Source organism: Thiomonas sp. UBA7699 (assembly GCF_002482605.1).
GTDB classification, from domain to species: domain Bacteria; phylum Pseudomonadota; class Gammaproteobacteria; order Burkholderiales; family Burkholderiaceae_C; genus Thiomonas; species Thiomonas arsenitoxydans.
This window is the reverse complement of record NZ_DLGH01000010.1, coordinates 86,556-110,034: the sequence shown is the minus strand read 5'-3', so window position 1 is coordinate 110,034 and position 23,479 is coordinate 86,556. Positions and strand designations below refer to the sequence as shown.

The window sequence follows — 23,479 nt, the reverse complement described above, 5'->3', positions numbered from 1 at the left end:
GATTCGATAGTTACCCATCATAAAGGAAGCATTTAGTGTTAAACGTGGACAGCTACGTAGGTGCCGTCATACGGCTGGCAACCCTGCAAAGGCAAAGAGGACAAGCTGGGCGGCTGCTTTTTGCCACCGTGTCCCTGCTTCCTCGTGGCAGACCGTTGCCACCCCCGATGCAGGGGCAACCACATAGGTATGCTGTCGGAAAGACCGGCGAGAACGTCTTCTTTCGCCGCGCATTGCTGACCGTTCACGATGCAGTCGATTGGTATCGAAGCCTCGGGCTTGGCGAAGACACAACCCCCATTCCATCAAAGGCCGAAGAACGCGATAGCCGGTACGATGGGATCAGGATAGAAACCGCAAACCTGACTGACAACCCGACATGGCCGCACCTCGGCCTGCCGATGAGTGAGGGGATGTTTGCCTTCCATTCTGGGCGCAGCCACCCCGCGCCCTTTATCGGTAATGCGCCCGCTCGCATTCACCGCCGTCTCGGCGGCCAGGACGGCTTCGACGTGATGCTGGCGGATGATGCCGCCGTGGCCTTTGTTGCCAGGCGATTGCATGTCGATCTGCGACTGTACCGGGAATATCTGGGTAGCGTTGCCCTAGTCGCGCCGGACCCCGTGCTCAAGCAAATCGATCACTTCATGATTCCGGCTACTGCCGATAGCGGCGAACGCATTTTCTACCGTTTTGTCCCGCGTGCAGGCGCATTGCTTGCGGGCCTGAAACTCACCACCTTCGACGAACAAGCCTATCTGCTGACCGATCTCAGCACCTATGACATCCCCGCCGATGGCATTCTGGATATCGACAAAGGGGACTGCATCGGGAGCTATGGCTATGTGGTGACTCACCCGGAGCATGGTGTGCTTGCCTATAGCCCACCTTATTCATTCGTTCGCCAAATCGGCTTCAATTCACATGTTGTATCGAGTGGGGGCATGAGGGTCAGTGTCCAAACCGGTGAATCGGCCAACTCGCTACGCATGGAATATCAAGCAGCTCAACGCTCGTCACTTTCTACACAGAGCCTCATTGGCAACGCGGCGCGCGTTCCCAATGTCGGCGGACGTATCACCATTGCGGCCGCGCACCGTGAAAAGATTGCCAGTGCCAAGCAATACGGCCAGCGCTGGTTTTCCGATGGCTCCCGCGAGGAAGCCATGCGCTTTGTCCAGGGCGAACTGATGCGGGCAAGAACCCGAGTCATGATCGCCGATCCCTACCTCGCTGGATTGCAGTTGGGGCAATTCCTCTATGCAGTTAATCCAGAAACGACCACCGTGACCTTGCTGACCTCCGGCCTTGCATTCAAATCCCAGGCGCAGGAGCCATCGAAAATTGACGATTTCAGCCAGCGGCTTGCTCAACTGGAAAAGGACGCAAAAGTCACTGCCAAGACCTACGTGCTTCAGTCCTCCGTTCTGCACGACCGCTTTTTGGTGATCGATGATGCCGTTTGGTTCCTCGGCAACTCGCTGAACACCTTGGGCGACAAGGCATCCTTGATCGTCAAGCTGCCCAACCCGGATGAGGTCATTGGTCAACTCGAAGGCATGCGGAGGCAAGCTATACCTTTTGACGACTACAGACAGCGCCAAACCAAGCATCAAGAAGACAGCGCGTCATGAAGAAGTTTGGGCTCGACATCGCTATCTCCCCCAAGGCGGAGCGTCCATTTCCGGCCAGGGAAATTCTCTGGGGCAGCCAGGAAGGCGGCCAAAACAGCTTCCCGACATCAACGGCGGCTTGGGAACGAAAGTATTCCAACGACCCTGTTCCATTGCAGAAATTCGGCAAGGCAGTGGCTGACGCCCAGGAGCGCGTCTGGATCGTCGACGAATATTTGCTGATGCCCGACGAAGGGAAGGGGAGTCCGACAGATCGAGTCGACAAAATCTTGACTTGGCTACCTTTATGGCTTGCCGCTAGCGATATTCGGTTGCTGACGAAGCGGCATAAAGAAGTTGGCGACGACGATTTGAAGAAATTCCAGCAACAGGCACGGGCAATCAGTAACCACGTAGCGCGGCGCGAGATGGAATGTCGCATCGAGATCAGGATGCACCTCACACAAGCGTGCTGCAATTACATCCACGACCGCTTCGCCATCGTCGACGACGAGCTATGGCATTTTGGCGGAACGGCAGGCGGTTTCCATGCCACTGTCAGCGCCGCCAGCCGGGGCTGGCGGGCAGCGGATCATGGCGCCATCGATTTCTTTGAGGAAATCTGGAACGCGGGGGGACGGAAATGAACGAGCAATGGCCGAGCGAACGCCACGCCGTACAGCGACAAATGATTGCGGACACTTCGTTCAAGACTAAGCAGGACTTTCTTACACTGTTGAACGCGTTTCCAAGTGGTCTGCCACGAGCCTTCGATGATGTCGTGAGCTGGATCGTGGAACAGGATGGCGATCTTGCCGAACTCGAACTGCGCATGACTTCAGTAGTTGATGCGACCGATTTACGAGCTTATGCGGATAGCCTGCCCTTGCTGATGACCTGCGCCTGCGCAGCCGCCCTCGCCAAAGCCCCCTCGTTGCATACCTGGGGCAGGGTTAGTACGTTCAAGTACAACTCCTGGCAACTCGCACATTGGCTGGGTGAAGCTATGACGGCGTATGTGAACGTGAATTCCCCGGTCTGCCATAACTATGTAGCGCTTGCCCGAGAGGCTTTTGCAGGGCTGGATAACTTCTCACTGCAATCTAAATCGGATCGCATCAATGAAGAACGATCCGCTGCATGGACCTCTTGGAATGAATGCCAGGACAAGCTCGACGAAATATGGTGGGGTTTGCGCGGCTGGCATGGCTTCATGAACTACGAGGATGTGCTTCCGCTATTCCAAGTGTTCTACGAACTGAGCCCGGACGAATTCATTCGTACACTGTCGGGTTCTTCCAATCCCTATCTCGTCAGCGCTTTACTCGTCGTGGCGGGTATAGGCGCATTCTCTCCGCGATTCTCGGAATGGAAGCGAACGCTTGCGGCGGCACCAGTTGCTTTCGAGGATGATGGAAAATGGAATGGCTCCGTCCTGATGCCGCTGCTTCTGGTCGAAGCCCGCAACCAGCTGTTGCAGGTGCGGCAGAACTTTAGAACTCCAGCCCCAACGCCTGACGAGCTTCACGGGATCAGCCAGCAAGTTGCCGATACTGCCGAAGTTATCGCAGCCGCGTTGGCTGCGCGCCAGGATGCATCCGCAATTTTTTCTCGCTGGACGCCCTGGCTCATGCGGCAAGTCCTGAGTCATACATCAAAAGACACCGCCGACGTAAAGTCCTCGGCGTTTGCCGATGACGCCTTGATTGATGCGATTGGGCGGAATCTGGGAAATTGCGCTCTGCCGCAAACAAGTCCAGCAGATGCTGCCTCATGGGAATCCTGGTGCTACCGCTGCGCACGGTCCTCCTTTGCCTATAACGAGCACATCTCCGTGCCTGCCTGGGAGGATTTCGGAAACGAATGGCGCCTTGCGCCCGACGACTGGGCGGGCAGGAACGGGGGGCTCCTACGCGACCACGCCAACCTGCTTACAACCTTGAACAAGGAAACTCCGGGGGTTGCCGCCAACTTATTGGCCTACCCCATAGCGCAATCGTCCTCGCCAGGGGGGGCGTGGATCGGCCTGTGGAATGACGCCATCACCTTGCGCGAAATTGTGGAATTCGGCGATTCGGACGCAACTTCGGACGAATACAGTTCCCGTTCGGAGGCCGGACGGCTACTACTCTTGCTCTTCCGCATCGGTCTGGCCATCTTCGATCAAGGCGCGTCCCAGTGTTCCAGCAACAGTTCGCCTGAAGCCGAATCGCTTGTCGATTTATATAAGGCGCTTATCTCGGCTGCTCATGAAATGCGGGAAATTGACAGCACGCTGAACCATGATGAATGGCTCTCGGTGGTCCAACACTTGGCGGTCAGGAGAATGATTTGGGAGCAGATATCTGGCGACGAAAGTAAATCCGTGAATTTTATAATCTTCAAGCCCGACGACACCCCGACCGTTGTCGATCTCCTTGTAGAAGCAAAAGGCAATGTGATTGAACTGGTCGCCATCCTGCAATCTCTCTTGCTCAATGGCCCGGATGTTTCAAGACTGAAGGCCGATCTCAATTCGGCATCGATCAGTTTGGCCGACATCGTGCGATCGATCAGGAGGCTAAACCAATTCCATTCTCGCAGATACCCTATTGATCAAGCCCAGCTGCAAACACTTGACGATTTCGGCAGATAATCAAAAAAAGAGAGCTGCGTCAGAAAGTGGTCGTTACACCTTCGCAGAAAGACTGACGATTATGGATAAGTACAAGGATTTCCGAAAATCTGGGTTGTTCAAATTTTCTTCTGATGTCGAGGTGCCCGGCGAGCTTTCGCTTAATAGCGGAGCAACCTCGCTTGACCTGTACTCAACTTCGTTTTTCAGTACACATGGGAGTCAGGACATCGTCGGGGTGTTTCACGACCGAAGCAAGGTTTCGTTAATTGACTGCATCACGATGTCTGGACCAGGTTGGGGTACTAGAGTAGAGGCAAAGATCATTATCATTTCTCGAGTTTCTTTCCGCACTTCGCACTTTTCGGCGAGGAGCACCTCACGTCTGCTGACCGAAAGATAGTCGAGGTCAGTTTTGCGGTCGACGATGCAACTGCAATCTTCTATGACTTCGATGCTTTCGGATCAGTCATCAATGCACGCCCTTACATGGAAAGGATTATTGAAGCCAAGGAGTACGGGCGGACGATCGAGATTGGCGAACACCCACTCCTTTTTTACTTTACGGGTAAGCACGATATCTTTTCGACCGACACAGCACTCGGCAAGATATCGGCAACGCATGGCATCACCTACTCCTCCCCAGGGCCTAAGGGGATTCATGTTCAGAATACGATCCGTCTGAACATCAGTTTCCCGACCGAGCAGAGTGTAAAAACGGCCATTAGGGCTGTTATCGATACGTTGCGCTTTTTGGAAGTCGTTGCTGGTCGGCCGCAAAACATTGTGGACATGGCTTTTCGCCTCACGGCTTCAACCGATGAGCGTCCCCGAATCCTCGACGCTTACTGGTCCCTGCCTCCACGCAGGAATAAAGATGATGAGTCCACGGAGCCTCATCCCGCCGACCTTCCGTTGCAGGCAGGCAAAGACCCAGACAGTTTTGTAACCGTGCTGGCCCGTTGGCTTGAACGCCACGACGAGTGGCGCAATGCCCGAGCGCGGCACGCTACCGCATCGGCATATCAGAATCGCTACGACACAGATCGGTTGATCGGGGCAGCCAACATGTTCGACATCATGCCAGACTCGGCTTGCCAAACAGCCGAGGAATTGCCGCCAGCACTGAAGGAGGCAAGGGATGCAGCGCGAAAGGCGTTCAAGGCATTGCCATCAAGTCCTGAGAGGGACAGTATCCTCAACGCGCTTGGCCGTATAGGAAAGCCCTCCCTCAAGCGTAAAGTCCGCAGCCGTGTAAAGTTGATCGTCGACGCTGTAGGTACGAAGTTCCTCAATTTGGAGCTGGTCACTGACCAAGCGGTCGACTGTCGCAACTATTACGTGCATGGCACGCCGGGTAAGTTTAGCTACGAAATTCATTCTGATCAGCCCATCTTTTTTACCGATACGCTGGAATTTGTCTTCGCTGCTTCGGACCTGATCGAGGCGGGCTGGGACATCGCGGAATGGATCAAGCAAGGGACCACGATGTCCCACCCGTTCGGTCGATATCGCGTCAACTACGCAGCGCGTCTATCCGAGCTGAAAAAACTCTTGACCTGAGCGGCAGGTAACCAGGACATTGCAGCCCCCAATCGCTCATCAGACGAACGTCAGCAAAGGCCGATGTCCGGGCCTTTGGCGGTTTCGGTCAAAAGTACCCTCGGAGCTGGAAAGCTCCCCGCGACTGGAGTGTCGGGCCTAATCCTTGGGTTGTCACTCAAGGGTCAGCAAAATTGCATGCTCGATAACGCGTGGTTATAGCCTGCGCGACATCCAGTCCCCGTATCGCCCGCGATGTCCAGTGCCATGCCAGCAGTGCAATGCGTGGGGCCAAATCGGCCCTCAGGCCGCGACGCTGCGTGGTCGCTGTTTGCGACTTCATGTGCATGCCTCGCGAGCCCGCATTCTGCCTTGATCGTTGTTAGCGACTTTAATGTGCTGTTTGCGACTTTAATTGCACGGAACAGGAATATCGAAGTCTTGCTCATCTCACTCCACCGTCACGCTCTTGGCCAGATTGCGGGGCTTGTCCACATCGGTGCCGCGGGCGGTGGCGGTGTGATAGGCCAGCAGTTGCAGGGGCACGACGTGGAGGATGGGGGAGAGCGCGCCGTAGTGTTCGGGCAGGCGGATGAGGTGCACGCCTTCGCTGGCTTCGATCTGGCCGTCGGCGTCGGCGAAGACGTAGAGCTCGCCGCCGCGGGCGCGCACTTCCTGCAGGTTGCTCTTGAGTTTGTCGAGCAGCGCATCTCGCGGGGCGACGGCGACCACGGGCATGGCTTCGGTCACCAGGGCCAGCGGGCCGTGCTTGAGTTCGCCCGCGGGGTAGGCCTCGGCGTGGATGTAGGTGATCTCCTTGAGCTTGAGCGCGCCTTCGAGGGCGATGGGGTAGTGCATGCCGCGCCCGAGAAACAGGGCGTTTTCGCGGCGGGCGAACTGCTCGGCCCAGGCGATGATCTGCGGCTCCAGCGCCAGCACGCTTTGCACGGCGGCGGGCAGGTGGCGCAGGGAGGTGAGCATGGTGGCTTCGGCCTCGTCGCTCAGACGGCCTTTGGCGCGGGCCAGTGCGCCGGCCAGCAGGTAGAGCGCGACAAGCTGTGTGGTGAACGCCTTGGTCGAGGCTACGCCGATTTCGGCGCCGGCGCGGGTGAAGAACTGCATGGCGGTTTCGCGCGCCATCGCGCTGGTGGCGACGTTGACCACGGCCAGGGTGTGGGTGTGGCCGAGTTGTTTGGCGTGTTTGAGCGCGGCCAGGGTGTCGGCGGTTTCGCCCGACTGGGAAATGACGACGACCAGTGCGCTCGGGTCGGGCACTGAGTCGCGGTAGCGGTATTCGCTGGCGACCTCCACCTCAACGGGCACGCGGGCGATCGATTCGATCCAGTATTTGGCGGTGAGCCCGGCGTAGAAGCTGGTGCCGCAGGCCAGAATGCGCACGCCGCTGATGGCGGGAAACACGCTCTCGGCCTGCGCGCCGAACAGTGCCGGGGTGATGGCCTGGATGCCGTCGAGCGTATCGGCGATGGCGCGCGGCTGCTCGAAAATTTCTTTCTGCATGAAGTGGCGGTAGGGGCCAAGCTCCACGGCGGCGGTGTAGGCGGTGATGGTGCGTACTTCGCGTTCGACGGGCTTGTGGGCGCGGTCGACGATCCACACCTTGCCCAGTTGCAGGTCGGCCACATCGCCGTCTTCGAGGAAGATGAATTGGTCGGTGGTGCCGGCCAGCGCCAGCGCGTCGGAGGCGAGAAAGTTTTCGTTCTGACCCAGGCCAACGACCAGCGGCGAACCGTCGCGCGCGCCGATGATGCGGTGCGGCTCTTCGCGGCTGAATACCGCAATCGCATACGCGCCGTGCAGTTGCTGTGTCGCGGCCTGCACCGCCTCGAACAGATCGCCGGCGTAGAGGTGATCGATCAGGTGGGCGATGACTTCGGTGTCGGTCTGGCTCTCGAACTGGTAGCCGTCTGACTTCAGCATGGCGCGCAGCGCCTCGTAGTTTTCGATGATGCCGTTGTGCACCACGGCGATGTGCGCCGACTCCGCCGTCTTGTTCGGCCCGGCCGAGAAATGCGGGTGCGCGTTGCGAGTGGTGGGCGCGCCGTGGGTGGCCCAGCGGGTGTGGGCGATGCCGGTGAAGGCTTGCAGGTCGTGCGTTTGCGCGTCGAGCTCGGCTACGCGCGACACGCTACGGGCGCGCTGCAACTGGCCGTCGGCATAGACGGCGATGCCGCAGGAGTCATAGCCGCGATATTCCAGGCGGCGCAGGCCCTCGATCAACACCGGAACGATATTGCGTTGCGCCACGGCGCCGACGATTCCACACATGAACAGACTCCCTAGGGTTGCGTTGGCTGCCATGATAGGCAGGCGGCTGTGAAATGAGTCGGCAATATTTCACGAAAAATGATTGCAGATTCCACCGCGATTGGTGAATGGAATAAAATTGCAAAAATGACTAAAAAATGGAATTAAAATGGAATCGATTGAACTTGACGAGGCCGACCGGCGCTTGCTCGATGTGCTGCAGCAGGATTGCGCGCTGAGCAACCAAGAGCTGGCGCAGCGCGCCCACCTCACCCCGCCCACCTGTTTGCGCCGGGTGCGGCGGCTGGTGGAGGCGGGGGTGATCGAGCGGCGCATCGCGGTGCTCAACCCCGAAAGGGTGGGGGCGGGGCTGACCGTGATTGTCGAGATCACCCTGGCCGAGCAGGCGGCCGAGCGCATGGCGGCGTTCGAGGCGCTGGTGGCCGAAGTGCCCGAGGTGCAGCAGTGCTACCGCGTGTCGCCTGGGCCGGACTTCGTGCTGGTGTTGCTGGTCGTGGACATGGCGGCCTATCACGCCCTGGTGCACCGGTTGTTTACCGCGGCGAATCAGGTGCGCAATGTGCGCGCGTTTTTTTCGGTGCACCGCAGCAAGTTCGCGCCGCGCGTGCCTGGGCTTATTTCTTCTTGACCGGGCGGGTCCAGCCGTCGAGGGTGACGGCCTTGGCGCGCGCGACCGTGAGCTTGCCCGCCGGCACGTTTTTGCTCACCGTGGAGCCCGCGCCCACCGTCGCGCCCGCGCCGATGGTGATGGGCGCGACCAGCACGGAGTTGGAGCCGGTGTGCGCATCGTCTTCAATCACGGTGCGGTGCTTGTTGGCGCCGTCGTAGTTGGCGACGATGGTGCCCGCGCCGATGTTGACCCGCGCGCCCACCGTGGCGTCACCCACATAGCTCAAGTGGTTGGCCTTGGAGCCCGGGCCCAGTGTGCCGTTTTTCACTTCGACGAAGTTGCCGATGTGCACGCCATCGGCCAGGGCGGTGGCGGGCCGCAGCCGGGCGAAGGGGCCGATGATCGCGCCCGCGCCGATGCTCGCGCCGTCGAGATGGCAAAAGGGATGCACCACCGTGCCCGCGCCCACACGCACATCGCGCAGCACGGCGTAGGGTCCCACGCGGGCGCCGTCGGCCAGATGCACTTCGCCTTCGAACACGCAGCCCACGTCGATGAACACATCGCGGCCACAGTGCAGCGCGCCGCGCACGTCGATGCGGCTCGGGTCGGCCAGGGTGACGCCCGCGTCGAGCAGGCGGCGCGCAGTGCGCAGTTGCACCACGCGCTCCAGATGCGCGAGCTGGCTGCGGTCGTTCACGCCGAGCACATCGTCCGCGTCGGCCACGGTGGAGGCGCGCACCGGCACACCGTCGGCCACGGCCAGGGCCACCACGTCGGTGAGGTAGTACTCGCCCTGCGCGTTGTCGTTGCGCAACTGGCCCAGCCAGCGGCGCAGGGCGGGCAGGGGCGCGCACAGAATGCCGGTGTTGCATTCGCGCACCGCGCGCTGCGTCGGCGTGGCGTCTTTGTGTTCGACGATGCCCTGCACCGCGCCGTCGGCACTACGCAGAATGCGGCCATAGCCTGTCGGGTCGTCCAGCTCGACGGTGAGCAGGGCGAGCGCGCCCGTCTGCGCCTGCGCCACCAGCGGCGCCAGGCTGGCGGCGGGCGCCAGCGGCACGTCGCCATAGAGCACCAGGCACACGCCGTCACCCGGCAGGTCCGGCAGGGCTTGCTGTACCGCATGGCCGGTGCCGAGCTGCGGTTCCTGCAGCGCAAAGCGCAGGTGCGCCTGATGGGCAAAGGCCTCTTGCACCCGCTGCGCACCGAAACCGGTGACCACCACCACGCGCTCGGCTGCCAAGTGATGCACGGTATCGAGCACATGGCCGAGCAGCGGTTTGCCCGCCAGCGGCTGCAGCACTTTGGGAGCGTCGGAGCGCATGCGCGTGCCCTTGCCTGCGGCAAGGACGACGACGGAAAGGGCGGAGGAGGGGGTTTGGGCGATCGTCATGCCGCGCATTCTAAGGAGCGCCGGTGACGCTGCTGCGCCATTTGCCGCATGAAAAACCCCGCATCAGCGGGGTCGGCAAAACGTAAAAATGATCAGGCTGTGGCGGTGCGCACCACCGTCTTGGGCACTTCGGTCACGATGCGCTGCATAAGGAATTTGGGCAGGCCGATCCACATATCGAACAGGGCCACGCCCATCTCCATCATGGCGATGGGGCACGAGAGCGCACCGCCGATGAGCACGAACCAGGCGAAGTCGGGGTTCTGCTTGGTGAGGAACCAGCCGGAAAAATCGAGCAGCATGGCGATGAACGGCGTGATGACCGAAATGGCCTTGATCTGGCTATGCACCCTTGTTTGCAAAAACAGCCAGCCGGCCACCCAGAAAATCAGCCCCAGCATGGTCAGGTGCACCATGCCGGTCATCAGCATCGAGTTGTACGACATGCCGGTGTCGACCTTGGCCACCGCCTTCACGTCTTCATACGAAGCCAGCGGCGGGTTGTGCAGTTGCTTGCTCATGGCCACGCTGTGGCACATCAGGCAGTGTTGCGCGAGGATGGGCTTGATCTCGGTCTCGTAGCCGGCCTTGGTCTGCCCGCCGACCACCCAGGTGTCGATGGTCTTCTGCAGTTGCGGCCACTGCTCTTTCGGCACGCCCGCGTTGGTGAGCATGGTGGGCAGCACGGTTTGCAGCTTGCTGCTGTCGCGATTGCCGTAGTACGAAATCTGGATGTCCTTGAGGGTCACCCCGGTCTTGCCGTCCAGCCCGGCGTGGGTGACGTAGAGATAGGCTTCGGCACAGAGCAAGCCGATGCAGACCAGAAAAATGAAGCCGGTATGCAGCAGTTTTTCCGGCACGGTGAGCAGATGAAGGGAACGCATGAGTAAGGCTTTCTCGCAAGGTGTCAGCGGTTGTGAACGCGTCTGTGTTTTAACTTTTGTCAAAAATGCGGGGTTATCCTAGTGCGTAAAAACCCTTAAGTGCAATGCCTGAGTTGCACGAAGGGACACAGGCAACGTTCTGTTTCTATTGAGATTTACCCCGTGCAGTATGGTGGTGGGTTGCGCACCATGACGCTTTTCGCTTCATCCGTATGCGTATTCGTATACCAGGGCCCTTGGCCTTTACGGCGCGTGCGCGCCGCCCCGCTATTCTTGTTCCCTATGCATGCTCGTTACCGCCCCGCTGCGATTTGGCGACTCACACGAAAAGAACTTCGCAGATCGTGGCTGAATTACGGCGTGCTCTGGGTGGGGGCGATCCTGGTGGGGTTGGCAGCGGTGCAGTTCGCCAACTGGACCAACGATGTGCTGGCTATCTTTCTGGGTTGGATCGACGGCAGGGCGTGGTTGGCCCTGCTTATCACCCCGGCGTTGACCGGCGGCGCGGTATGGATGACCCGCAAATGGTTCAGCGGCAGTGAGGGCAGCGGCATTCCGCAGGTGATTGCGGCGCTGCATGGCCAGCCAGACCCCACCCGCATCCGCCGCCTGTTCGGTCTGCGCATCTTGATCGGCAAGATCGGTCTCGGGCTACTGGGCATGCTGGGCGGCCTGACGCTGGGCCGCGAGGGGCCGACGGTACATATCGGCGCGTCCATCATGATCGAGATGCGGCGGTTTTATCCGCGCGTCTCGCTGCGCATGGAGCGCCTGTTGTTGCTCGCGGGCTCGGCGGCGGGTCTGTCGGGTGCGTTCAATACCCCGCTGGCCGGGATTTTGTTTGCTATCGAGGAGCTCACCCGCAGTTTCGAGGTGCGAACCAACGGCGTGCTCATCACCAGCATCGTGTTCTCCGGCCTGGTCTCTTTGGCGCTGGCGGGCAACTATCTGTATTTCGGACAGATCACCGCGCCGGACATTTTTCCGCTGGCCTTCGTCTTGCCGGTGGTCATCGCCGCGGTGGTCTGCGGTCTGGCCGGGGCGGCGTTCAATCTGGCCTTGCTCAAACAGGTGCGCTGGATTCCTGCCAAGCTGATGGCTTGGCGCGAGCGTTCGCCGCTGGCGTGGGGCGCGGGGCTGGGCCTGCTGGTGGCCATCATCGGCATCGCCTCGGCCGGGCAGACCTGGGGCAGCGGCTACGAGCAGGCGCGGCATTTGCTGATGAATCACGGCGAGCAGGTGAGCTGGTATTACCCGCTGGTGAAGTGGCTCACCATGGTGCTGTCCTACATCACCGGGCTGCCCGGCGGGCTGTTCTCGCCTTCGCTGTCGATCGGCGCGGGGTTCGGGCAGTGGGTCAGCCAGTGGTTCGGGCAGTATCCGCAGTCGGCCCTGGTGGCCATTTGCATGGTCGGTTATCTTGCAGCGGTGACGCAGTCGCCGCTGACTTCGTTTGTTATCGTGATGGAAATGATCAACGGCGGCGGGCTGGTGATTCCGCTCATGGCCACGGCGCTGATCAGCAGCCGGGTGGCGAACTTGTTCACCCCGCCGCTGTATGAAGCGCTGGCCGAGCAGAAGTACTTTGCGCCCTTGCGCCACACGCCGCAGCCCGAACCAGTGGCCGTGGCGGTGGATGAAAAGCCGCGCTGATTGCGCGCTGATCCCGGCTTTGAACCGGGTTTGATGGGCTGAATGGAGTGCCCCCAGACCTGCCGCGAAGCGTCAGGCCCCCCGAGGGGGGATGAGAAAACTTGGGGCGGCCCGGCGTTTTCTCATGAGCCCTCATGTTTGAATCACAACGACAAGGAGACTTTCATGGCAACACATCCTGCAACGCCCGCAGCCCCGCCCGCCGAAGCGGTCTATCGCCGCATCGGCTGGCGCATCATTCCCTTCCTGATCTTGTGCTATTTCGTCGCCTATCTCGACCGGGTGAACATTGGCTTCGCCCAGTTGCAGATGAAGGGCGACCTCGGGTTTTCCGACGCGGTGTACGGGCTCGGCGCGGGCATCTTTTTTCTCGGCTATTTTTTGTTCGAGGTGCCGAGCAACCTCATTCTTCACCGGGTTGGCGCGCGGGTGTGGATCGCCCGCATCATGATCACTTGGGGGCTGATTTCCGCGCTCACGCTGTTCGTCACCACGCCGACGCAGTTCTATGTGATGCGGTTTCTGCTCGGCGTGGCCGAGGCCGGGTTCTTTCCGGGCATCATCCTCTATCTCACTTATTGGTATCCGGCGGCGCGGCGCAGCCAGATGACCGCTTGGTTCATGAGCGCGGTGCCGCTGTCCGGCTTGATCGGCGGGCCGGTGTCGGGCTGGATCTTGCACCACTTCCACGGTCATCACGGCTGGGCCGGGTGGCAGTGGTTGTTCGTGCTCGAAGGCCTGCCGGCCGTGGTGCTGGGCATCGTCACCCTGTTCTATCTCGACAACGGCATCAAGCATGCCAAGTGGCTGAACGCGGACGAGAAAAACGCGCTGCAGCACGCGCTCGACCAGGAGGCGCAGACCAAGCCAGCGCACTCGGCGCTGCAGGGCATGGCCGATCCGCGCGTGTGGCTGATGGCGCTGATCTACTTCTCCGTGGTCATCGGCCTGTACGGCCTGAGCTTCTGGCTGCCGCTGCTGATCAAGTCCACCGGCGTGACCGATCCGCTGACCATCGGCTGGCTGGTCGCGCTGCCTTACGGCGTGTCGGTGGTGGCGATGATTCTGGTGGGCCGCAGCTCGGACAAACGCCATGAGCGCCGCTGGCACGTGGCTATTCCCGCACTGATCGGCGCCGTGGGCCTGGTGCTCTCCACGTTCTGGAGCACCGACACCACGCTGGCGATGGTGGCGCTGACGCTGGCGACCGTGGGCATCATGGTGGTGCTGCCGCTGTTCTGGGCGTTGCCCAACGCCTTCCTCGCGGGCACCGCGGCGGCGGCAGGCATTGCGCTGATCAACGCGCTGGGCAATCTGGCCGGGTTCTTCGGCCCGTCCATCATCGGTTGGGTGAAGCAGACCACGCAGAGCACCAACGGCGGCATTCTGGTGCTCGCTGCCTTCATGGTGCTGTGCGCCGTGCTGGTGCTGCTCACGCCGAAAACGCAAAAATAAAAAAGCGCGCGCGAACCAGTCAGATTCGCGCGCGCCTTGCCGCCGCTCTCGGCCGCAAGACGGTCAGAGTTCAACTTGCAGCCGGGTGGTGTTCTTCACCTCGTCGATCACGGCGAACGAGCGGGTTTCACGCACGCCGGGCAGGTTGGCGATAACGTTGGCGACAAACGTCTTGTAGGCCGCCATATCGGCCACGCGCACCTTGAGCAGATAGTCGAAATTGCCGGCCACCATATGGCATTCGAGAATTTCCGGGCGCACCTTGATGGCGGACTGGAATTTCTCGAAACTGTCGGCCACCGAGCGGTCGAGCTGCACTTCGACGAACACCATCAGCCTCGCGCCGAGCAGGTTGGGGTTGAGCCGACCTTCGTAGCCGAGAATGAAACCGTCACGCGTGAGCCGCTTGACACGCTCCAGCACGGCGGTGGGCGAAAGATTGACCAGTTGGGCCAAACGCAGATTGGCAATGCGGCCATCTTCCTGCAGCAGATCGAGCAGGCGACGGTCGATGCGGTCGATGCCGCCAATTTTTTCAGACATGGCGAGCCTCCGCGGTGGGGGTGGGAAGCTGCAGGCAGGGCAGTAGAGAGTTCATCATGGCCTCGGTGTGAACGGTTGTATTAGTGGAGGTTTGAAATTTAGCGCATCAGTGTCATGCGAGTCGAAGTCTAGCGACAATTGCCTGACAATCACTCCGGTTTATAGAGGGCAACACCCGTAAACAGTGCTTCATTGCCGGGGAATCGGTGCCATTTCCGGATTGACGCGCAACTTGATTTTATACACCGCTAATACGAACTGTTCACTGGCCCCCGAGCCGTCAGGTTGACGGGTTTGGCCCGGGGCTCATGAGAAAACGCCGGGCCGCCCCAAGTTTTTTTGTCCACCTCGCGGCTTGCAAGCCGCTCGGATTCGGCTCCGTCCAAGCTGCCACAGGGCAGCTTGGAGCCGCGGGCCTCATCCCCCTCGGGGGGCCTGACGCGAACGCGGCAGGTCTGGGGGCGCTCCAAACATTCACGGTTTGAGATAGTTATGCGCCACCCGTCCCAGACCCAGGGTGAGGTCGGTGATGATGTGAACACCCGAAACCACTTCGAGCACCGGCAGCGATGCCACCGGGGCCAGCGCGTGGGCGTGGAGTTCGAGCGCAGCGGGGCCTTCCCAGGCGCCTTTCACCACCATGTCCTCCAGGTCGTACTGCACCAGTTCGCAGATGCGCGGGGTGCAGTCCACATCGGGAATGATCTTGAGCAGGAAGTTGGGCTGCTGCAGCGAGGCCAGCACTTTGGCGGTATCGAGCGCGCGGTGTTTGTAGCCCATGGTGCCGGTGGCAATGCGCACCGGGCCATAGTCGAGCGTGCCCAGCAGGGTGTCGGCGACCACGCTGAGATGCGGCTTGGCGAGCTTTTTCGGAAAGCCCCAGATCTCGCGCCCACCGGCAATCGGCGCTTCGTCGTCGAGGTACATCGCAATCTGATAGGTGGCGGGCTTGCCCTTGTAGAGCACGGGTACGACCTGGCCGGATTCGGTGTACGCGCCAAACCCAGTGGAGTCGGGCATGTGGATGAACTCGAACTTCACCAGATCGCTCGCAGGCTCCAGCGGCTCGGGAATCATGGCGCGCAGCACCTTGGGATCGGTACGATAGGTCACCACGAAAAACTCGCGGTCGATGAAACGATAAGGGCCGGGCGGGTAGGCGGGGCTGGTGAGGGGCATGGAAAAGGCGGATTTGGCAACGTCGGCGGCTTTCATGAGGTGTCCTTTGGTCAGGGCTGCGGGATGTCGTTCTGAAATTGGGCGCGCCCGATCTCACCGGGCCCGTCTTACTGTCAGTGTGAAGACGAGGTCATCGGTTCCGCGCAAGGCGGTTTGCTTCAGCCTCGGTTCAGTTGCCCGCATAATGAACCTGATCAGCTGAAACCACCACCTCATGTCCAGACTCTTGATTGCATTGATCTTTGCGGCCCCGGCGCTTGCCGGTTGCGGTGTCGTGGCCGCACCCTGCCGCATCGCATCGGCGGGTCTGAAAATGGTGCCCGTCGTGGGCCATGTGGCCGCAGCGCCGACTGATGTCTGCGCCGACGTGATCGACCCGTGACGGAGGTGTCATGCCCTCATTGATTGCCGCGCTCGATCAGGGTACGTCCAGCTCGCGCACCCTCATCGTCGATCTGCAGGGCCGGGTGCTGGCCAGCGCGCAGCGCGAGTTCACCCAGCACTACCCGCAACCCGGCTGGGTGGAACATGACCCGCTCGACATCTGGGCCACGCAAAGCGCCACCCTCACCGAAGCCCTGGCCCGCGCCGCAGCGAAGCTGAGCGATCTCGCCGCCATCGGCATCACCAACCAGCGCGAAACCGTGGTGCTGTGGGAGCGTGCCACCGGCAGGCCGCTGGCCAACGCCATCGTCTGGCAAGACCGGCGCACTGCGGGCATCTGCGCTCAGCTCGCGGCTGACGGCCACGCGCCGCTGCTGCAAGAGCGCACCGGCCTGTTGCCCGACGCCTATTTCTCGGCCACCAAGCTGGCTTGGCTGCTCGACCACATTCCCGGCGCTCGCGCCCGCGCTGACCGTGGCGAGTTGGCCGCAGGCACCATCGACAGCTGGCTGGTGTGGAACCTAAGCGGCGGCGCGACCCACCTCACCGATGTCAGCAATGCCAGCCGCACCCTGCTGTGCAATCTCCACACCGGCGATTGGGACGACGAGTTGCTGGCGCTGCTGCGCGTGCCCCGCGCCGTGCTGCCCGCCATCGTGCCCAACTGCGGCGCGCTGGCCGTGGCGCGTCTGGGCGGTCTGGACATTCCCATCACCGGCATGGCCGGCGACCAGCAGGCCGCGCTGTTCGGCCAGGCCTGTCTGCAGCCCGGCATGGCGAAAAACACCTACGGCACCGGTTGCTTCGCGCTGCAGCACACCGGCACGCAGGCGGTGCGCTCGCAGCAGCGTCTGCTGACCACCATCGCCTGGAAGCTCGGCGCCGATCAGCCCTTGCATTACGCCCTGGAAGGCGGCGTGTTCATCGCCGGGGCCGCGGTGCAATGGTTGCGCGACGGCCTCGGCTTGGTGCGCAGCGCGCAAGAAGCGCAGCAACTCGCCGACAGCGTGCCGGACAGCGGCGGCCTGCTGCTCGTGCCCGCCTTCACCGGCCTGGGCGCGCCGCACTGGGACGCACAGGCGCGCGGCCTGCTCATCGGCATCACCCGCGGTACCACGGCGGCGCAGGTCGCCCGCGCCACCATCGACAGCCTGGCTTATCAAAGCGCCGAGCTGTTCGCCGCCATGCAGGCCGACGTCGCCGCGCAGGGCGGGCCGCCGCTGACCGAACTGCGGGTGGATGGCGGCGCGGCGGTGAACGACACGCTGATGCAGTTTCAGGCCGACCTGCTGGGCGTGCCCGTGGTGCGCCCCGTGCAGGCCGAGAGCACGGCGCTGGGCGCGGCCTATTTGGCCGGGCTGGGCGCAGGCCTGTGGCCGGACGCGGCCACGCTGTCGACGCTGTGGCAGGAACAACGCCGCTTCACGCCGCAAATGAGCACCGACGAGCGCGAGGCGCGCATGGCTCGCTGGCGCCGCGCGGTGGAGCGCGCCCGCGACTGGGCCGACGACTGATTTTTGCCTGCGGCGCAGATGTTGCGTTTGCTTTCACCTGAAGGGGTGAACCTGGGGAGACAATTTCACCCTAAACAGAGTCGAACCTGCCCGCCACGCGGCGGACGCACAGGAGAACCGCAATGGGTGAATTCAGTATTTGGCATTGGCTGATCGTGCTGCTGATCGTGATCATGATCTTCGGCACCAAGAAGCTCAAAAACATGGGCAGCGATTTGGGCGAGGCCGTGCGCGGCTTCAAGCAAGGCATGAAAGAAGCCGACGCCCCGGCGGAGAAAACCGCGGAGGCCGACGCTGCGGCAACGGCGGCCACACCGCCGCCCCAGGTCACGGCTTCGGCCAAATCGCCACTGGGCACGCGCGCCGAGCAGGCCGAAGACATCGCCTTCAAAGCGAAGTAAAACGCCTATCCCCGCGCGCTGCCCGCGACCATGTCGATCAGCATCAGGCGGCATTCGATCGTGCCGTTGAACAGCACGATGCGGCGTCGGGGCTTGAGGCGCAGCGCCTTATCCCAATGCAGATCGGCGGCCAGCAGCGCCACATGCCAACCAGCGAAACGCTGCTTGAGGGTGCGGGCGAGTTGCGGGGCGAAGTCATCCGCGGCCTCGCCTTCGGGTGTAATGCGCTCGTTGTAAGGTGGGTTGCTGATGAGCCAGGCCGCTTGTCCGGCCGGCAGGGCGGCGGCGTCCACCGGGGGAATGGCCGCGATCACGTCGCCCGCTTGCGCGGCAATTGCGCCGTCCACCCCGGCGCGGCGGGCGTTATCCAGCGTCATGCGCACGTTCACTGGGTCGATATCGGCGGCGAAAAACTGCCCCGGCGCGACGGGCTGCACGGCTTGCCGGGCCTGCTCGCGCATCGCGTTCCAGGAGTCCATGTCGAAGCCATGCAGGGCTTCGAAGCCGAAGATGCGATCGAGCCCCGGCGCGCGGTGGGCCGCCATTTGCGCCGCCTCGATGACCAGCGTGCCCGAGCCGCACAGCGGGTCGAACAGCACGTCGCCCGGCGTCCAGCCCGAGAGCTTGAGCAGGCCGGCGGCCAGATGCTCTTTCAGCGGCGCCGCGCCGTGCTCGCTGCGCCAGCCGCGCTTGAACAGCGGCTCGCCGCTGGTGTCGAGGTAGAGCAGGGCGTCGGCCTCGCGTAGATGCAGGTGGATGCGCACATCGGGGTGCGCGGTGTCCACGTCCGGGCGCTCGCCCGTCAGCGCGCGGAAGCGGTCGCAGATGCCGTCCTTCACCCGCAGCGCGGCGAACTTGATGCTCTCCAGCGGCGAGCGCTCGGCGGTCACGTCCACGCGCAGCGCCTGGGTCACGCCGAACCATTTTTCCCAGGCCAGATCGCGCGCCAGATGATAGATGTCTTCGGCATCGGCATAGCTGCAACTGCCGCCCAGCAGCAACACCCGGCTGGGCAGGCGGCAGTGCAGGTTCAGCCGCATGGCGTCCGTCAGGCTGCCTTGCACGGGCAGGCCGCCGGGCGTCGGCATACCCGCTCGCAGGGTGGGGCTGTGCTCGGCTAGCGCCTTCACTTCGTCGGCCAGTGCGGCCTCGACGCCGCGCGGGCAGGGCAGGAAAAAATCGAAGGCGTTGGGCGCCGCTGGCAGCTGTGCGGCCGCGCTGCGCTTTTTGTAGACGGAGGAATAGGGCGATTGCATGCCGCCATCGTATGACCGATGGCAGCAAGACTCCCCCTCCCGGCCTCCCCCACTTCGTGGAGGAGGTGATTTCTGCTCCCTCCCCACTTGTGGGGAGGGTTGGGGTGGGGAGATTGCGGGCGTCGATCAAACCCGCATCAGCAGCCCCGCCCCGCCGTAAGCCAGCCCCAGCACGCCCGCCGCCAGCCAGGCCCACGCCTGCCAGCGCAGCTTGCCGCTGAGGGCGTCGTGCGGCTCGGTGGTGAGCAGAAACAAGCGGCGGTCTTTCGGCTTTTTCAGCACATGCGTCTGCGGCTGCGCGGCGCGTTCGCGGCGTTCGGCCTCGACGGCGGCAGCGGCCTGCTGGCGTAGTTGCTCGAACTCGGCCATGTCCAGCTCGCCGTCCCGGTTGGCGTCGAAGGCGCGCCGCTGTTGGGGGTCGGCCTTCCACGCGGCGATGCGCTCGCGCACTTCCTCGTGGGCCGAGGCCTGCAGCGGCGAAAGGCTGGCAAACCAGCCCAGGGCGTAGAGCGTCTGGCCCGGCAGGATGAGATGTTCGGTATAGCGGTGATCGTTGTCGCCCGTCATCAGCACCTCGCTCGTGCCGGGAATGAGCTGCGCGGCGGCGCCCGTCCAGGTGTTGCGCGATCGGGCGCGTACTTCCGCGCCCTCGGGGTCGACGATGCAGCGGCCTGTGTCGTCATCGAGCCAGAACTGGGTCGTGCTCTTGCCCTGTTCCTCGACGGACCAACTGTTTTTGTTGTCGTCGTCGCGTTTTTCGATTTTGTAGCGATACCAGCAGCACGGCGTGCGGGTGATGGGCGAAAACAGCGGCGCGTCGGGCGGCAGCGCCCGGCCGATCAACTCCACATAGCCCTGCGCCGCCGAACGGATGCGCGCCGTGGGCATGTCCTCCATCACCCGGCGGCGGCGCTGCAAGCGGAAAAACTGCACCAGCCCAACCGCGCCCAAAGCCAGCGCCATGAACAGCACCTGCGGCGCCGCGCCGCTGGGCGACAAGCCGCTCAACATAGGTGCGCAGCAGCATTGCCGGGCATCAACGCGGCCAGCATCACGACGCGGCGAACAAGCCCTTCAGATCGACATCGGCCCGCTCGGCAGAGGCCACCTTGAACAACTCCGCCGGGCCGAAGGCCAGCAGCCGCGCCACGATCACGTCGGGAAACTGCTCGATGCGCACATTGTTCGCATTCACCGCCGCGTTGTAGAACTCGCGCCGGTCGGCAATGCTTTCCTCCAGCCCGCTGATGCGCGCCTGCAAATGCTGGAAGGTCTCGTTGGTTTTCAGGTCGGGGTAAGCCTCGGCCACCGCGAACAAAGCCCCCAGACCGCTGCGCATCGCCCCTTCTGCGCGGCCCAGCCCGCGCACATCCCCGGCTTCGCGCGCCTCTTGCACCTGCGAGCGGGCGCGCACCACGCGCTCCAGCGTCTTCTGCTCGAAATGCATCGACTGCTTGCACACCTCCACCAACTTGGGCAACTCGTCGTGACGCTGCTTGAGCAGCACATCGATATTCGCCCAGGCCTGCGAAATTGCATGCTTGAGATTCACCAGATTGTTGTAAATCATCACGCCGTAAAACAGCAGCGCAACGAGCAGAACGAGGACGACGAGCGTGACGATCATGGGCGGTTCCAGTTGAAACGGAATGTTGCGCAGTTTACGTTTGGCGGGTGAAGCCGCGCCGTTCCAGCGACTCAGCCGCCCGCCGCCGTTGCGCCCATGGCACTGCGGAGCGCCCCGCCCCGATCACTCCGGTTCCGGCTTGCGCCCCGACCGCAGCCCGCGCCGCAGCGCCTTGTTGCTCTTGCGATGCGCCCCCGCCTTGCGCTGCAGCGCCGGCGCCACCAGCGGGTTGCGCGGCGTGGAGGCAGGCAGTTTGAGCGACTGCGCGCGGGCGCGCTTGCGGGAGATTTTCATGGTGCCAACCCGACTCCACCCCAGACCTTAAAGAAGCACCAATGCTTGCAGAGTCACCGGCTTTGCATTGGGCTGCCCGGCGAGCAGCAGCACGCCGTTGCGCTGCCCGGCCGCCAACTGTCGGGCAGCATTGAGCACATCATCATCAATCGACAGCGTTGTTCTCATGCCGGTGTCTCCGAGCATCAACTTTCCTCCTCGCGGCGGATCATGTGGTGAAGTAGGGGAGGTGGAACTGGATGTCGCTCCGCGCCTAGTCGCTATTTTTTGGCGTCGCGAGAAAGGTGCCCTCCCGTAAACCTTGATCTGCCAGCCCTGATGCATAGAGGGCTAAATCAAATCCGAACCAGGTTTTCGATGGGTCGATCGTTACGACGGTACCTTCGGCATGATGATCCCAAGGCCGTAGAACGTTCACATCTTGCGGTTTGATTCGCGATTGTGGCATTGAAAAAAACAGCCGTGAAACCGGGTCAAAATCATTAGGATTTTTCTTTTGCAAGGCGCGCAGATTCTCCCGGGCATGGCCGCAGTCATTCGGGAAATAGGCGCATAACCGTGCAAAGCTGTGCGCCGCAGATGTAGTATCGTGTGCCATGCCGTAAAGTGTGGCAAGCTTGGCAATAAGCTGTGGGCTCGAATACGTGGTGACGACCCGTTCTCCAAGCGCTATCTTGTCAGACAGCATGAAATCGTCGGTACCCATCTGCGCGAACACCAGTGCATCCGCATAAGGCGAGAAACTCGGAACGTTTAGGGTATCGCGGACCGCACTGCGAAGATTGGCAGAGTTGGCGGTCGCCGCATTGGAGAGAAAGACTTCGCTACTGACCTTGGAGATGTCCGCGTAAGCGCGTGCAGACCAGGCACAAAACCCTAACGCAGCTATCAAGAGCGCCCCAACTGGCCAACGCCACTGCGGGCTTGGGGTCAGCTTTGCCGCGGGCGTGTCGAGCACCGCCCAACACATAGCAAAAGGCACGGCAAAAAAAACATACCAAAGTGGATACTCTGTAAGGCTATAGCCGAGTACCATCAGGCAAACACCCAGCGCGAACAATCGCCAATCCTCCCAGGCTTGCAACCCCCGACTCGCCCACGCTCTCCAGGCACGTGCCACGCTAATGGCAGCGGGCACAATGACAGCCAGTAGCCCCAGCAGTCCAGTCTCGGCAGCCAGTTGAGCGAATAGATTGTGGGCGTTGTTGGCAAAAAGAGGCTGGGCTTGGGAAAGAGCGAGGCGGTAATCCCACTGCACATAATTGCCCAAACCGACACCGAGCAGGGGGTGTGTCTTGAACGCCTCCCCAGCGATCTGCCACAGGCCCAGGCGTTGCCCAAGACCACGATCTGCTAGGCGCTGAAGCCCCGGTGGAAACAACTGCCCTAAACCGAATCCAGTGTAGATGACCCATTGCAGCAGCGCGTAGAGCGCTGCGGCTCCAATCAAACCCAGCAGTGCAGAAATGACCCGTCTGCGCGGCGCGCTGATCATCATGCCGCCCATTACCCCGGCCACCGCGAGAAATGCCATGCCGATACGGCTTTGCGACAACACGATGCCGCTAGTCAACAGCACGACAAGCGGCACCGACAAGACCAACATACTGCGGCGCCGCTTGTCGGCACGTAGCCCGTAGGCAAGGGCGAGCAAGCCAAATCCTAAAAAAAGAGCGGCTTGATTGCGCTGGGCGATATTGCCCATCGGTGCCTGCAGAGGGCTCCGGGGAAACAGCCAAATCGCCACCATATCCGGTAGGAACACCTGGGCCCACATGCTCAGAGCGGTGCCGACGGCGCCTAAGACGAATGCCCTGGCGAAGACCTGCATCAGCCGCTCGCTCAAACCCTGCCCCGCCCAGCGCGCAGCCAACAGTGCTGCAATCGCGGCGACAGCAAGACTTCCCAAGGGCCAGATCATGGCGTCGGCATAGGCGGTGCGCTGCAGCGCGATGTCGAGCAAACCGAGCAGCGCCAAGCCGCCAAACGGCAGAGCGATCCAGGGCACAACGACGCCAGGCCCTTTTGCAGGCACGGCAAGTTGCAAAACGGCTGCGAGCAAGACTGCAGCAGCGACAGCGAGCTCTTGATAGAAGGTAGAAATCGGAAAATAGTGCTGAGCGGAGATGGCAGCACCTACCCAGGCCAACAGCAACAACCCAGTCGCGCCAGAGAAAGCCACGACGTTGCGTTGACCTGGAAGGAATGTCATTTGAGTCATGGGCAGA

General features: G+C 62.0%; 22 protein-coding genes and 1 pseudogene. 12 read left to right on the top strand and 11 right to left on the bottom strand.

Annotation, left to right across the window (positions count from 1 at the left end; all coding sequences use genetic code 11):
• Window positions 1-44 precede the first annotated feature (44 nt).
• The 6 genes and pseudogenes from B3H47_RS04590 (at window position 45) to B3H47_RS15300 (ending at window position 5,790) form a co-directional block, all read left to right on the top strand.
• Window positions 45-1,634 carry a VPA1262 family N-terminal domain-containing protein gene (locus B3H47_RS04590; RefSeq protein ID WP_286986205.1) on the top strand — a complete coding sequence of 530 codons (1,590 nt, stop codon included), beginning with the start codon at window positions 45-47 and terminating at the stop codon, window positions 1,632-1,634.
• On the top strand, window positions 1,631-2,260 hold the full coding sequence (locus B3H47_RS04585; RefSeq protein WP_286986204.1) for a hypothetical protein: 630 nt from the start codon (window positions 1,631-1,633) through the stop codon (window positions 2,258-2,260). Before B3H47_RS04590 ends, B3H47_RS04585 begins: the two co-directional genes overlap by 4 nt.
• Window positions 2,257-4,248 (top strand): hypothetical protein, encoded by a 1,992-nt coding sequence (locus tag B3H47_RS04580; protein ID WP_286986203.1) that lies wholly within the window; start codon window positions 2,257-2,259, stop codon window positions 4,246-4,248. The genes B3H47_RS04585 and B3H47_RS04580 overlap by 4 nt, the downstream gene beginning before the upstream one ends.
• 61 nt (window positions 4,249-4,309) lie before the next feature.
• Window positions 4,310-4,630 (top strand): hypothetical protein, encoded by a 321-nt coding sequence (locus B3H47_RS15325; protein ID WP_414718225.1) that lies wholly within the window; start codon window positions 4,310-4,312, stop codon window positions 4,628-4,630.
• Window positions 4,606-5,181, top strand: a pseudogene (locus B3H47_RS15305) (hypothetical protein); the annotation flags it as partial. The gene B3H47_RS15325 and the pseudogene B3H47_RS15305, both read left to right, overlap by 25 nt.
• Before the next feature lie 114 nt (window positions 5,182-5,295).
• A complete protein-coding gene (locus tag B3H47_RS15300; protein ID WP_349681458.1) occupies window positions 5,296-5,790 on the top strand; it encodes a HEPN domain-containing protein in 495 nt (164 codons plus the stop codon).
• A gap of 429 nt (window positions 5,791-6,219) precedes the next feature.
• Here the strand turns inward: B3H47_RS15300 and glmS are convergent, their stop codons facing one another.
• Window positions 6,220-8,055, bottom strand: a complete 1,836-nt coding sequence (gene glmS, locus B3H47_RS04570) for a glutamine--fructose-6-phosphate transaminase (isomerizing) (protein WP_013122307.1) — start codon at window positions 8,053-8,055, stop codon at window positions 6,220-6,222.
• Window positions 8,056-8,203: 148 nt separating this feature from the next.
• On the opposite strand from glmS, the gene B3H47_RS04565 reads away from it, so the two are divergent.
• Window positions 8,204-8,683 carry an Lrp/AsnC family transcriptional regulator gene (locus tag B3H47_RS04565; RefSeq protein WP_013122308.1) on the top strand — a complete coding sequence of 160 codons (480 nt, stop codon included), beginning with the start codon at window positions 8,204-8,206 and terminating at the stop codon, window positions 8,681-8,683.
• Here B3H47_RS04565 and glmU read toward each other — a convergent pair.
• A complete protein-coding gene (glmU, locus tag B3H47_RS04560; protein ID WP_041608545.1) occupies window positions 8,670-10,061 on the bottom strand; it encodes a bifunctional UDP-N-acetylglucosamine diphosphorylase/glucosamine-1-phosphate N-acetyltransferase GlmU in 1,392 nt (463 codons plus the stop codon). The two genes, B3H47_RS04565 and glmU, sit on opposite strands and share 14 nt — an antisense overlap.
• Window positions 10,062-10,153: 92 nt before the next feature.
• Window positions 10,154-10,945 carry a hypothetical protein gene (locus B3H47_RS04555; protein ID WP_013122310.1) on the bottom strand — a complete coding sequence of 264 codons (792 nt, stop codon included), beginning with the start codon at window positions 10,943-10,945 and terminating at the stop codon, window positions 10,154-10,156.
• Between the two features lie 282 nt (window positions 10,946-11,227).
• Between B3H47_RS04555 and B3H47_RS04550 the strand changes: the two genes are divergently transcribed.
• Window positions 11,228-12,598, top strand: a complete 1,371-nt coding sequence (locus tag B3H47_RS04550; RefSeq protein ID WP_041608344.1) for a chloride channel protein — start codon at window positions 11,228-11,230, stop codon at window positions 12,596-12,598.
• Window positions 12,599-12,763: 165 nt separating this feature from the next.
• A complete protein-coding gene (locus B3H47_RS04545) occupies window positions 12,764-14,053 on the top strand; it encodes an MFS transporter (RefSeq protein WP_013122312.1) in 1,290 nt (429 codons plus the stop codon).
• 63 nt (window positions 14,054-14,116) lie between these two features.
• Here B3H47_RS04545 and B3H47_RS04540 read toward each other — a convergent pair whose 3' ends face one another.
• Both B3H47_RS04540 and B3H47_RS04535 read right to left on the bottom strand, forming a co-directional pair.
• Window positions 14,117-14,596, bottom strand: a complete 480-nt coding sequence (locus B3H47_RS04540) for an Lrp/AsnC ligand binding domain-containing protein (RefSeq protein ID WP_013122313.1) — start codon at window positions 14,594-14,596, stop codon at window positions 14,117-14,119.
• Window positions 14,597-15,070: 474 nt separating this feature from the next.
• Entirely contained in the window at window positions 15,071-15,811 is a 741-nt protein-coding gene (locus B3H47_RS04535; protein ID WP_013122314.1) for an acetoacetate decarboxylase, read from the bottom strand.
• Window positions 15,812-15,989: 178 nt separating this feature from the next.
• Between B3H47_RS04535 and B3H47_RS04530 the strand changes: the two genes are divergently transcribed.
• From B3H47_RS04530 to tatA, 3 genes are all read left to right on the top strand, one after another.
• Window positions 15,990-16,157 (top strand): DUF6726 family protein, encoded by a 168-nt coding sequence (locus B3H47_RS04530; protein WP_013122315.1) that lies wholly within the window; start codon window positions 15,990-15,992, stop codon window positions 16,155-16,157.
• Window positions 16,158-16,167: 10 nt separating this feature from the next.
• The gene (gene glpK / locus B3H47_RS04525; RefSeq protein WP_286986201.1) at window positions 16,168-17,673 is read left to right on the top strand and encodes a glycerol kinase GlpK; all 1,506 of its coding nucleotides are present in this window, start codon (window positions 16,168-16,170) and stop codon (window positions 17,671-17,673) included.
• A 122-nt stretch (window positions 17,674-17,795) separates the two neighbouring features.
• A complete protein-coding gene (gene tatA, locus B3H47_RS04520) occupies window positions 17,796-18,074 on the top strand; it encodes a Sec-independent protein translocase subunit TatA (protein ID WP_276730061.1) in 279 nt (92 codons plus the stop codon).
• Between the two features lie 5 nt (window positions 18,075-18,079).
• Here the strand turns inward: tatA and B3H47_RS04515 are convergent, their stop codons facing one another.
• The 6 genes from B3H47_RS04515 to B3H47_RS04490 all read right to left on the bottom strand — a co-directional run bounded on the left by B3H47_RS04515 (window position 18,080) and on the right by B3H47_RS04490 (window position 23,472).
• The gene (locus B3H47_RS04515; protein WP_286986200.1) at window positions 18,080-19,330 is read right to left on the bottom strand and encodes a THUMP domain-containing class I SAM-dependent RNA methyltransferase; all 1,251 of its coding nucleotides are present in this window, start codon (window positions 19,328-19,330) and stop codon (window positions 18,080-18,082) included.
• 126 nt (window positions 19,331-19,456) lie between these two features.
• On the bottom strand, window positions 19,457-20,341 hold the full coding sequence (locus tag B3H47_RS04510; protein ID WP_286986199.1) for a GIDE domain-containing protein: 885 nt from the start codon (window positions 20,339-20,341) through the stop codon (window positions 19,457-19,459).
• Window positions 20,342-20,381: 40 nt separating this feature from the next.
• Window positions 20,382-20,957 (bottom strand): LemA family protein, encoded by a 576-nt coding sequence (locus B3H47_RS04505; protein ID WP_276708331.1) that lies wholly within the window; start codon window positions 20,955-20,957, stop codon window positions 20,382-20,384.
• Window positions 20,958-21,080: 123 nt separating this feature from the next.
• Window positions 21,081-21,251 carry a hypothetical protein gene (locus B3H47_RS04500; RefSeq protein WP_276708333.1) on the bottom strand — a complete coding sequence of 57 codons (171 nt, stop codon included), beginning with the start codon at window positions 21,249-21,251 and terminating at the stop codon, window positions 21,081-21,083.
• A gap of 27 nt (window positions 21,252-21,278) precedes the next feature.
• Window positions 21,279-21,437, bottom strand: a complete 159-nt coding sequence (locus tag B3H47_RS04495) for a hypothetical protein (RefSeq protein WP_276708336.1) — start codon at window positions 21,435-21,437, stop codon at window positions 21,279-21,281.
• Window positions 21,438-21,504: 67 nt separating this feature from the next.
• Window positions 21,505-23,472 carry a PglL family O-oligosaccharyltransferase gene (locus tag B3H47_RS04490; RefSeq protein WP_276708339.1) on the bottom strand — a complete coding sequence of 656 codons (1,968 nt, stop codon included), beginning with the start codon at window positions 23,470-23,472 and terminating at the stop codon, window positions 21,505-21,507.
• Window positions 23,473-23,479 lie beyond the last annotated feature (7 nt).

Excerpts from the sequence above, each read along its gene's own strand:
- B3H47_RS04585 (WP_286986204.1), top strand. The coding sequence starts at position 1,631 with ATGAAGAAGTTTGGGCTCGACATCGCTATCTCCCCCAAGGCGGAGCGT.
- B3H47_RS04580 (WP_286986203.1), top strand. The coding sequence starts at position 2,257 with ATGAACGAGCAATGGCCGAGCGAACGCCACGCCGTACAGCGACAAATG.
- B3H47_RS15325 (WP_414718225.1), top strand. The coding sequence starts at position 4,310 with ATGGATAAGTACAAGGATTTCCGAAAATCTGGGTTGTTCAAATTTTCT.
- B3H47_RS15300 (WP_349681458.1), top strand. The coding sequence starts at position 5,296 with ATGTTCGACATCATGCCAGACTCGGCTTGCCAAACAGCCGAGGAATTG.
- glmS (WP_013122307.1), bottom strand. The coding sequence starts at position 8,055 with ATGTGTGGAATCGTCGGCGCCGTGGCGCAACGCAATATCGTTCCGGTG.
- B3H47_RS04565 (WP_013122308.1), top strand. The coding sequence starts at position 8,204 with ATGGAATCGATTGAACTTGACGAGGCCGACCGGCGCTTGCTCGATGTG.
- glmU (WP_041608545.1), bottom strand. The coding sequence starts at position 10,061 with ATGACGATCGCCCAAACCCCCTCCTCCGCCCTTTCCGTCGTCGTCCTT.
- B3H47_RS04555 (WP_013122310.1), bottom strand. The coding sequence starts at position 10,945 with ATGCGTTCCCTTCATCTGCTCACCGTGCCGGAAAAACTGCTGCATACC.
- B3H47_RS04550 (WP_041608344.1), top strand. The coding sequence starts at position 11,228 with ATGCATGCTCGTTACCGCCCCGCTGCGATTTGGCGACTCACACGAAAA.
- B3H47_RS04545 (WP_013122312.1), top strand. The coding sequence starts at position 12,764 with ATGGCAACACATCCTGCAACGCCCGCAGCCCCGCCCGCCGAAGCGGTC.
- B3H47_RS04540 (WP_013122313.1), bottom strand. The coding sequence starts at position 14,596 with ATGTCTGAAAAAATTGGCGGCATCGACCGCATCGACCGTCGCCTGCTC.
- B3H47_RS04535 (WP_013122314.1), bottom strand. The coding sequence starts at position 15,811 with ATGAAAGCCGCCGACGTTGCCAAATCCGCCTTTTCCATGCCCCTCACC.
- B3H47_RS04530 (WP_013122315.1), top strand. The coding sequence starts at position 15,990 with ATGTCCAGACTCTTGATTGCATTGATCTTTGCGGCCCCGGCGCTTGCC.
- glpK (WP_286986201.1), top strand. The coding sequence starts at position 16,168 with ATGCCCTCATTGATTGCCGCGCTCGATCAGGGTACGTCCAGCTCGCGC.
- tatA (WP_276730061.1), top strand. The coding sequence starts at position 17,796 with ATGGGTGAATTCAGTATTTGGCATTGGCTGATCGTGCTGCTGATCGTG.
- B3H47_RS04515 (WP_286986200.1), bottom strand. The coding sequence starts at position 19,330 with ATGCAATCGCCCTATTCCTCCGTCTACAAAAAGCGCAGCGCGGCCGCA.
- B3H47_RS04510 (WP_286986199.1), bottom strand. The coding sequence starts at position 20,341 with ATGTTGAGCGGCTTGTCGCCCAGCGGCGCGGCGCCGCAGGTGCTGTTC.
- B3H47_RS04505 (WP_276708331.1), bottom strand. The coding sequence starts at position 20,957 with ATGATCGTCACGCTCGTCGTCCTCGTTCTGCTCGTTGCGCTGCTGTTT.
- B3H47_RS04500 (WP_276708333.1), bottom strand. The coding sequence starts at position 21,251 with ATGAAAATCTCCCGCAAGCGCGCCCGCGCGCAGTCGCTCAAACTGCCT.
- B3H47_RS04495 (WP_276708336.1), bottom strand. The coding sequence starts at position 21,437 with ATGCTCGGAGACACCGGCATGAGAACAACGCTGTCGATTGATGATGAT.
- B3H47_RS04490 (WP_276708339.1), bottom strand. The coding sequence starts at position 23,472 with ATGACTCAAATGACATTCCTTCCAGGTCAACGCAACGTCGTGGCTTTC.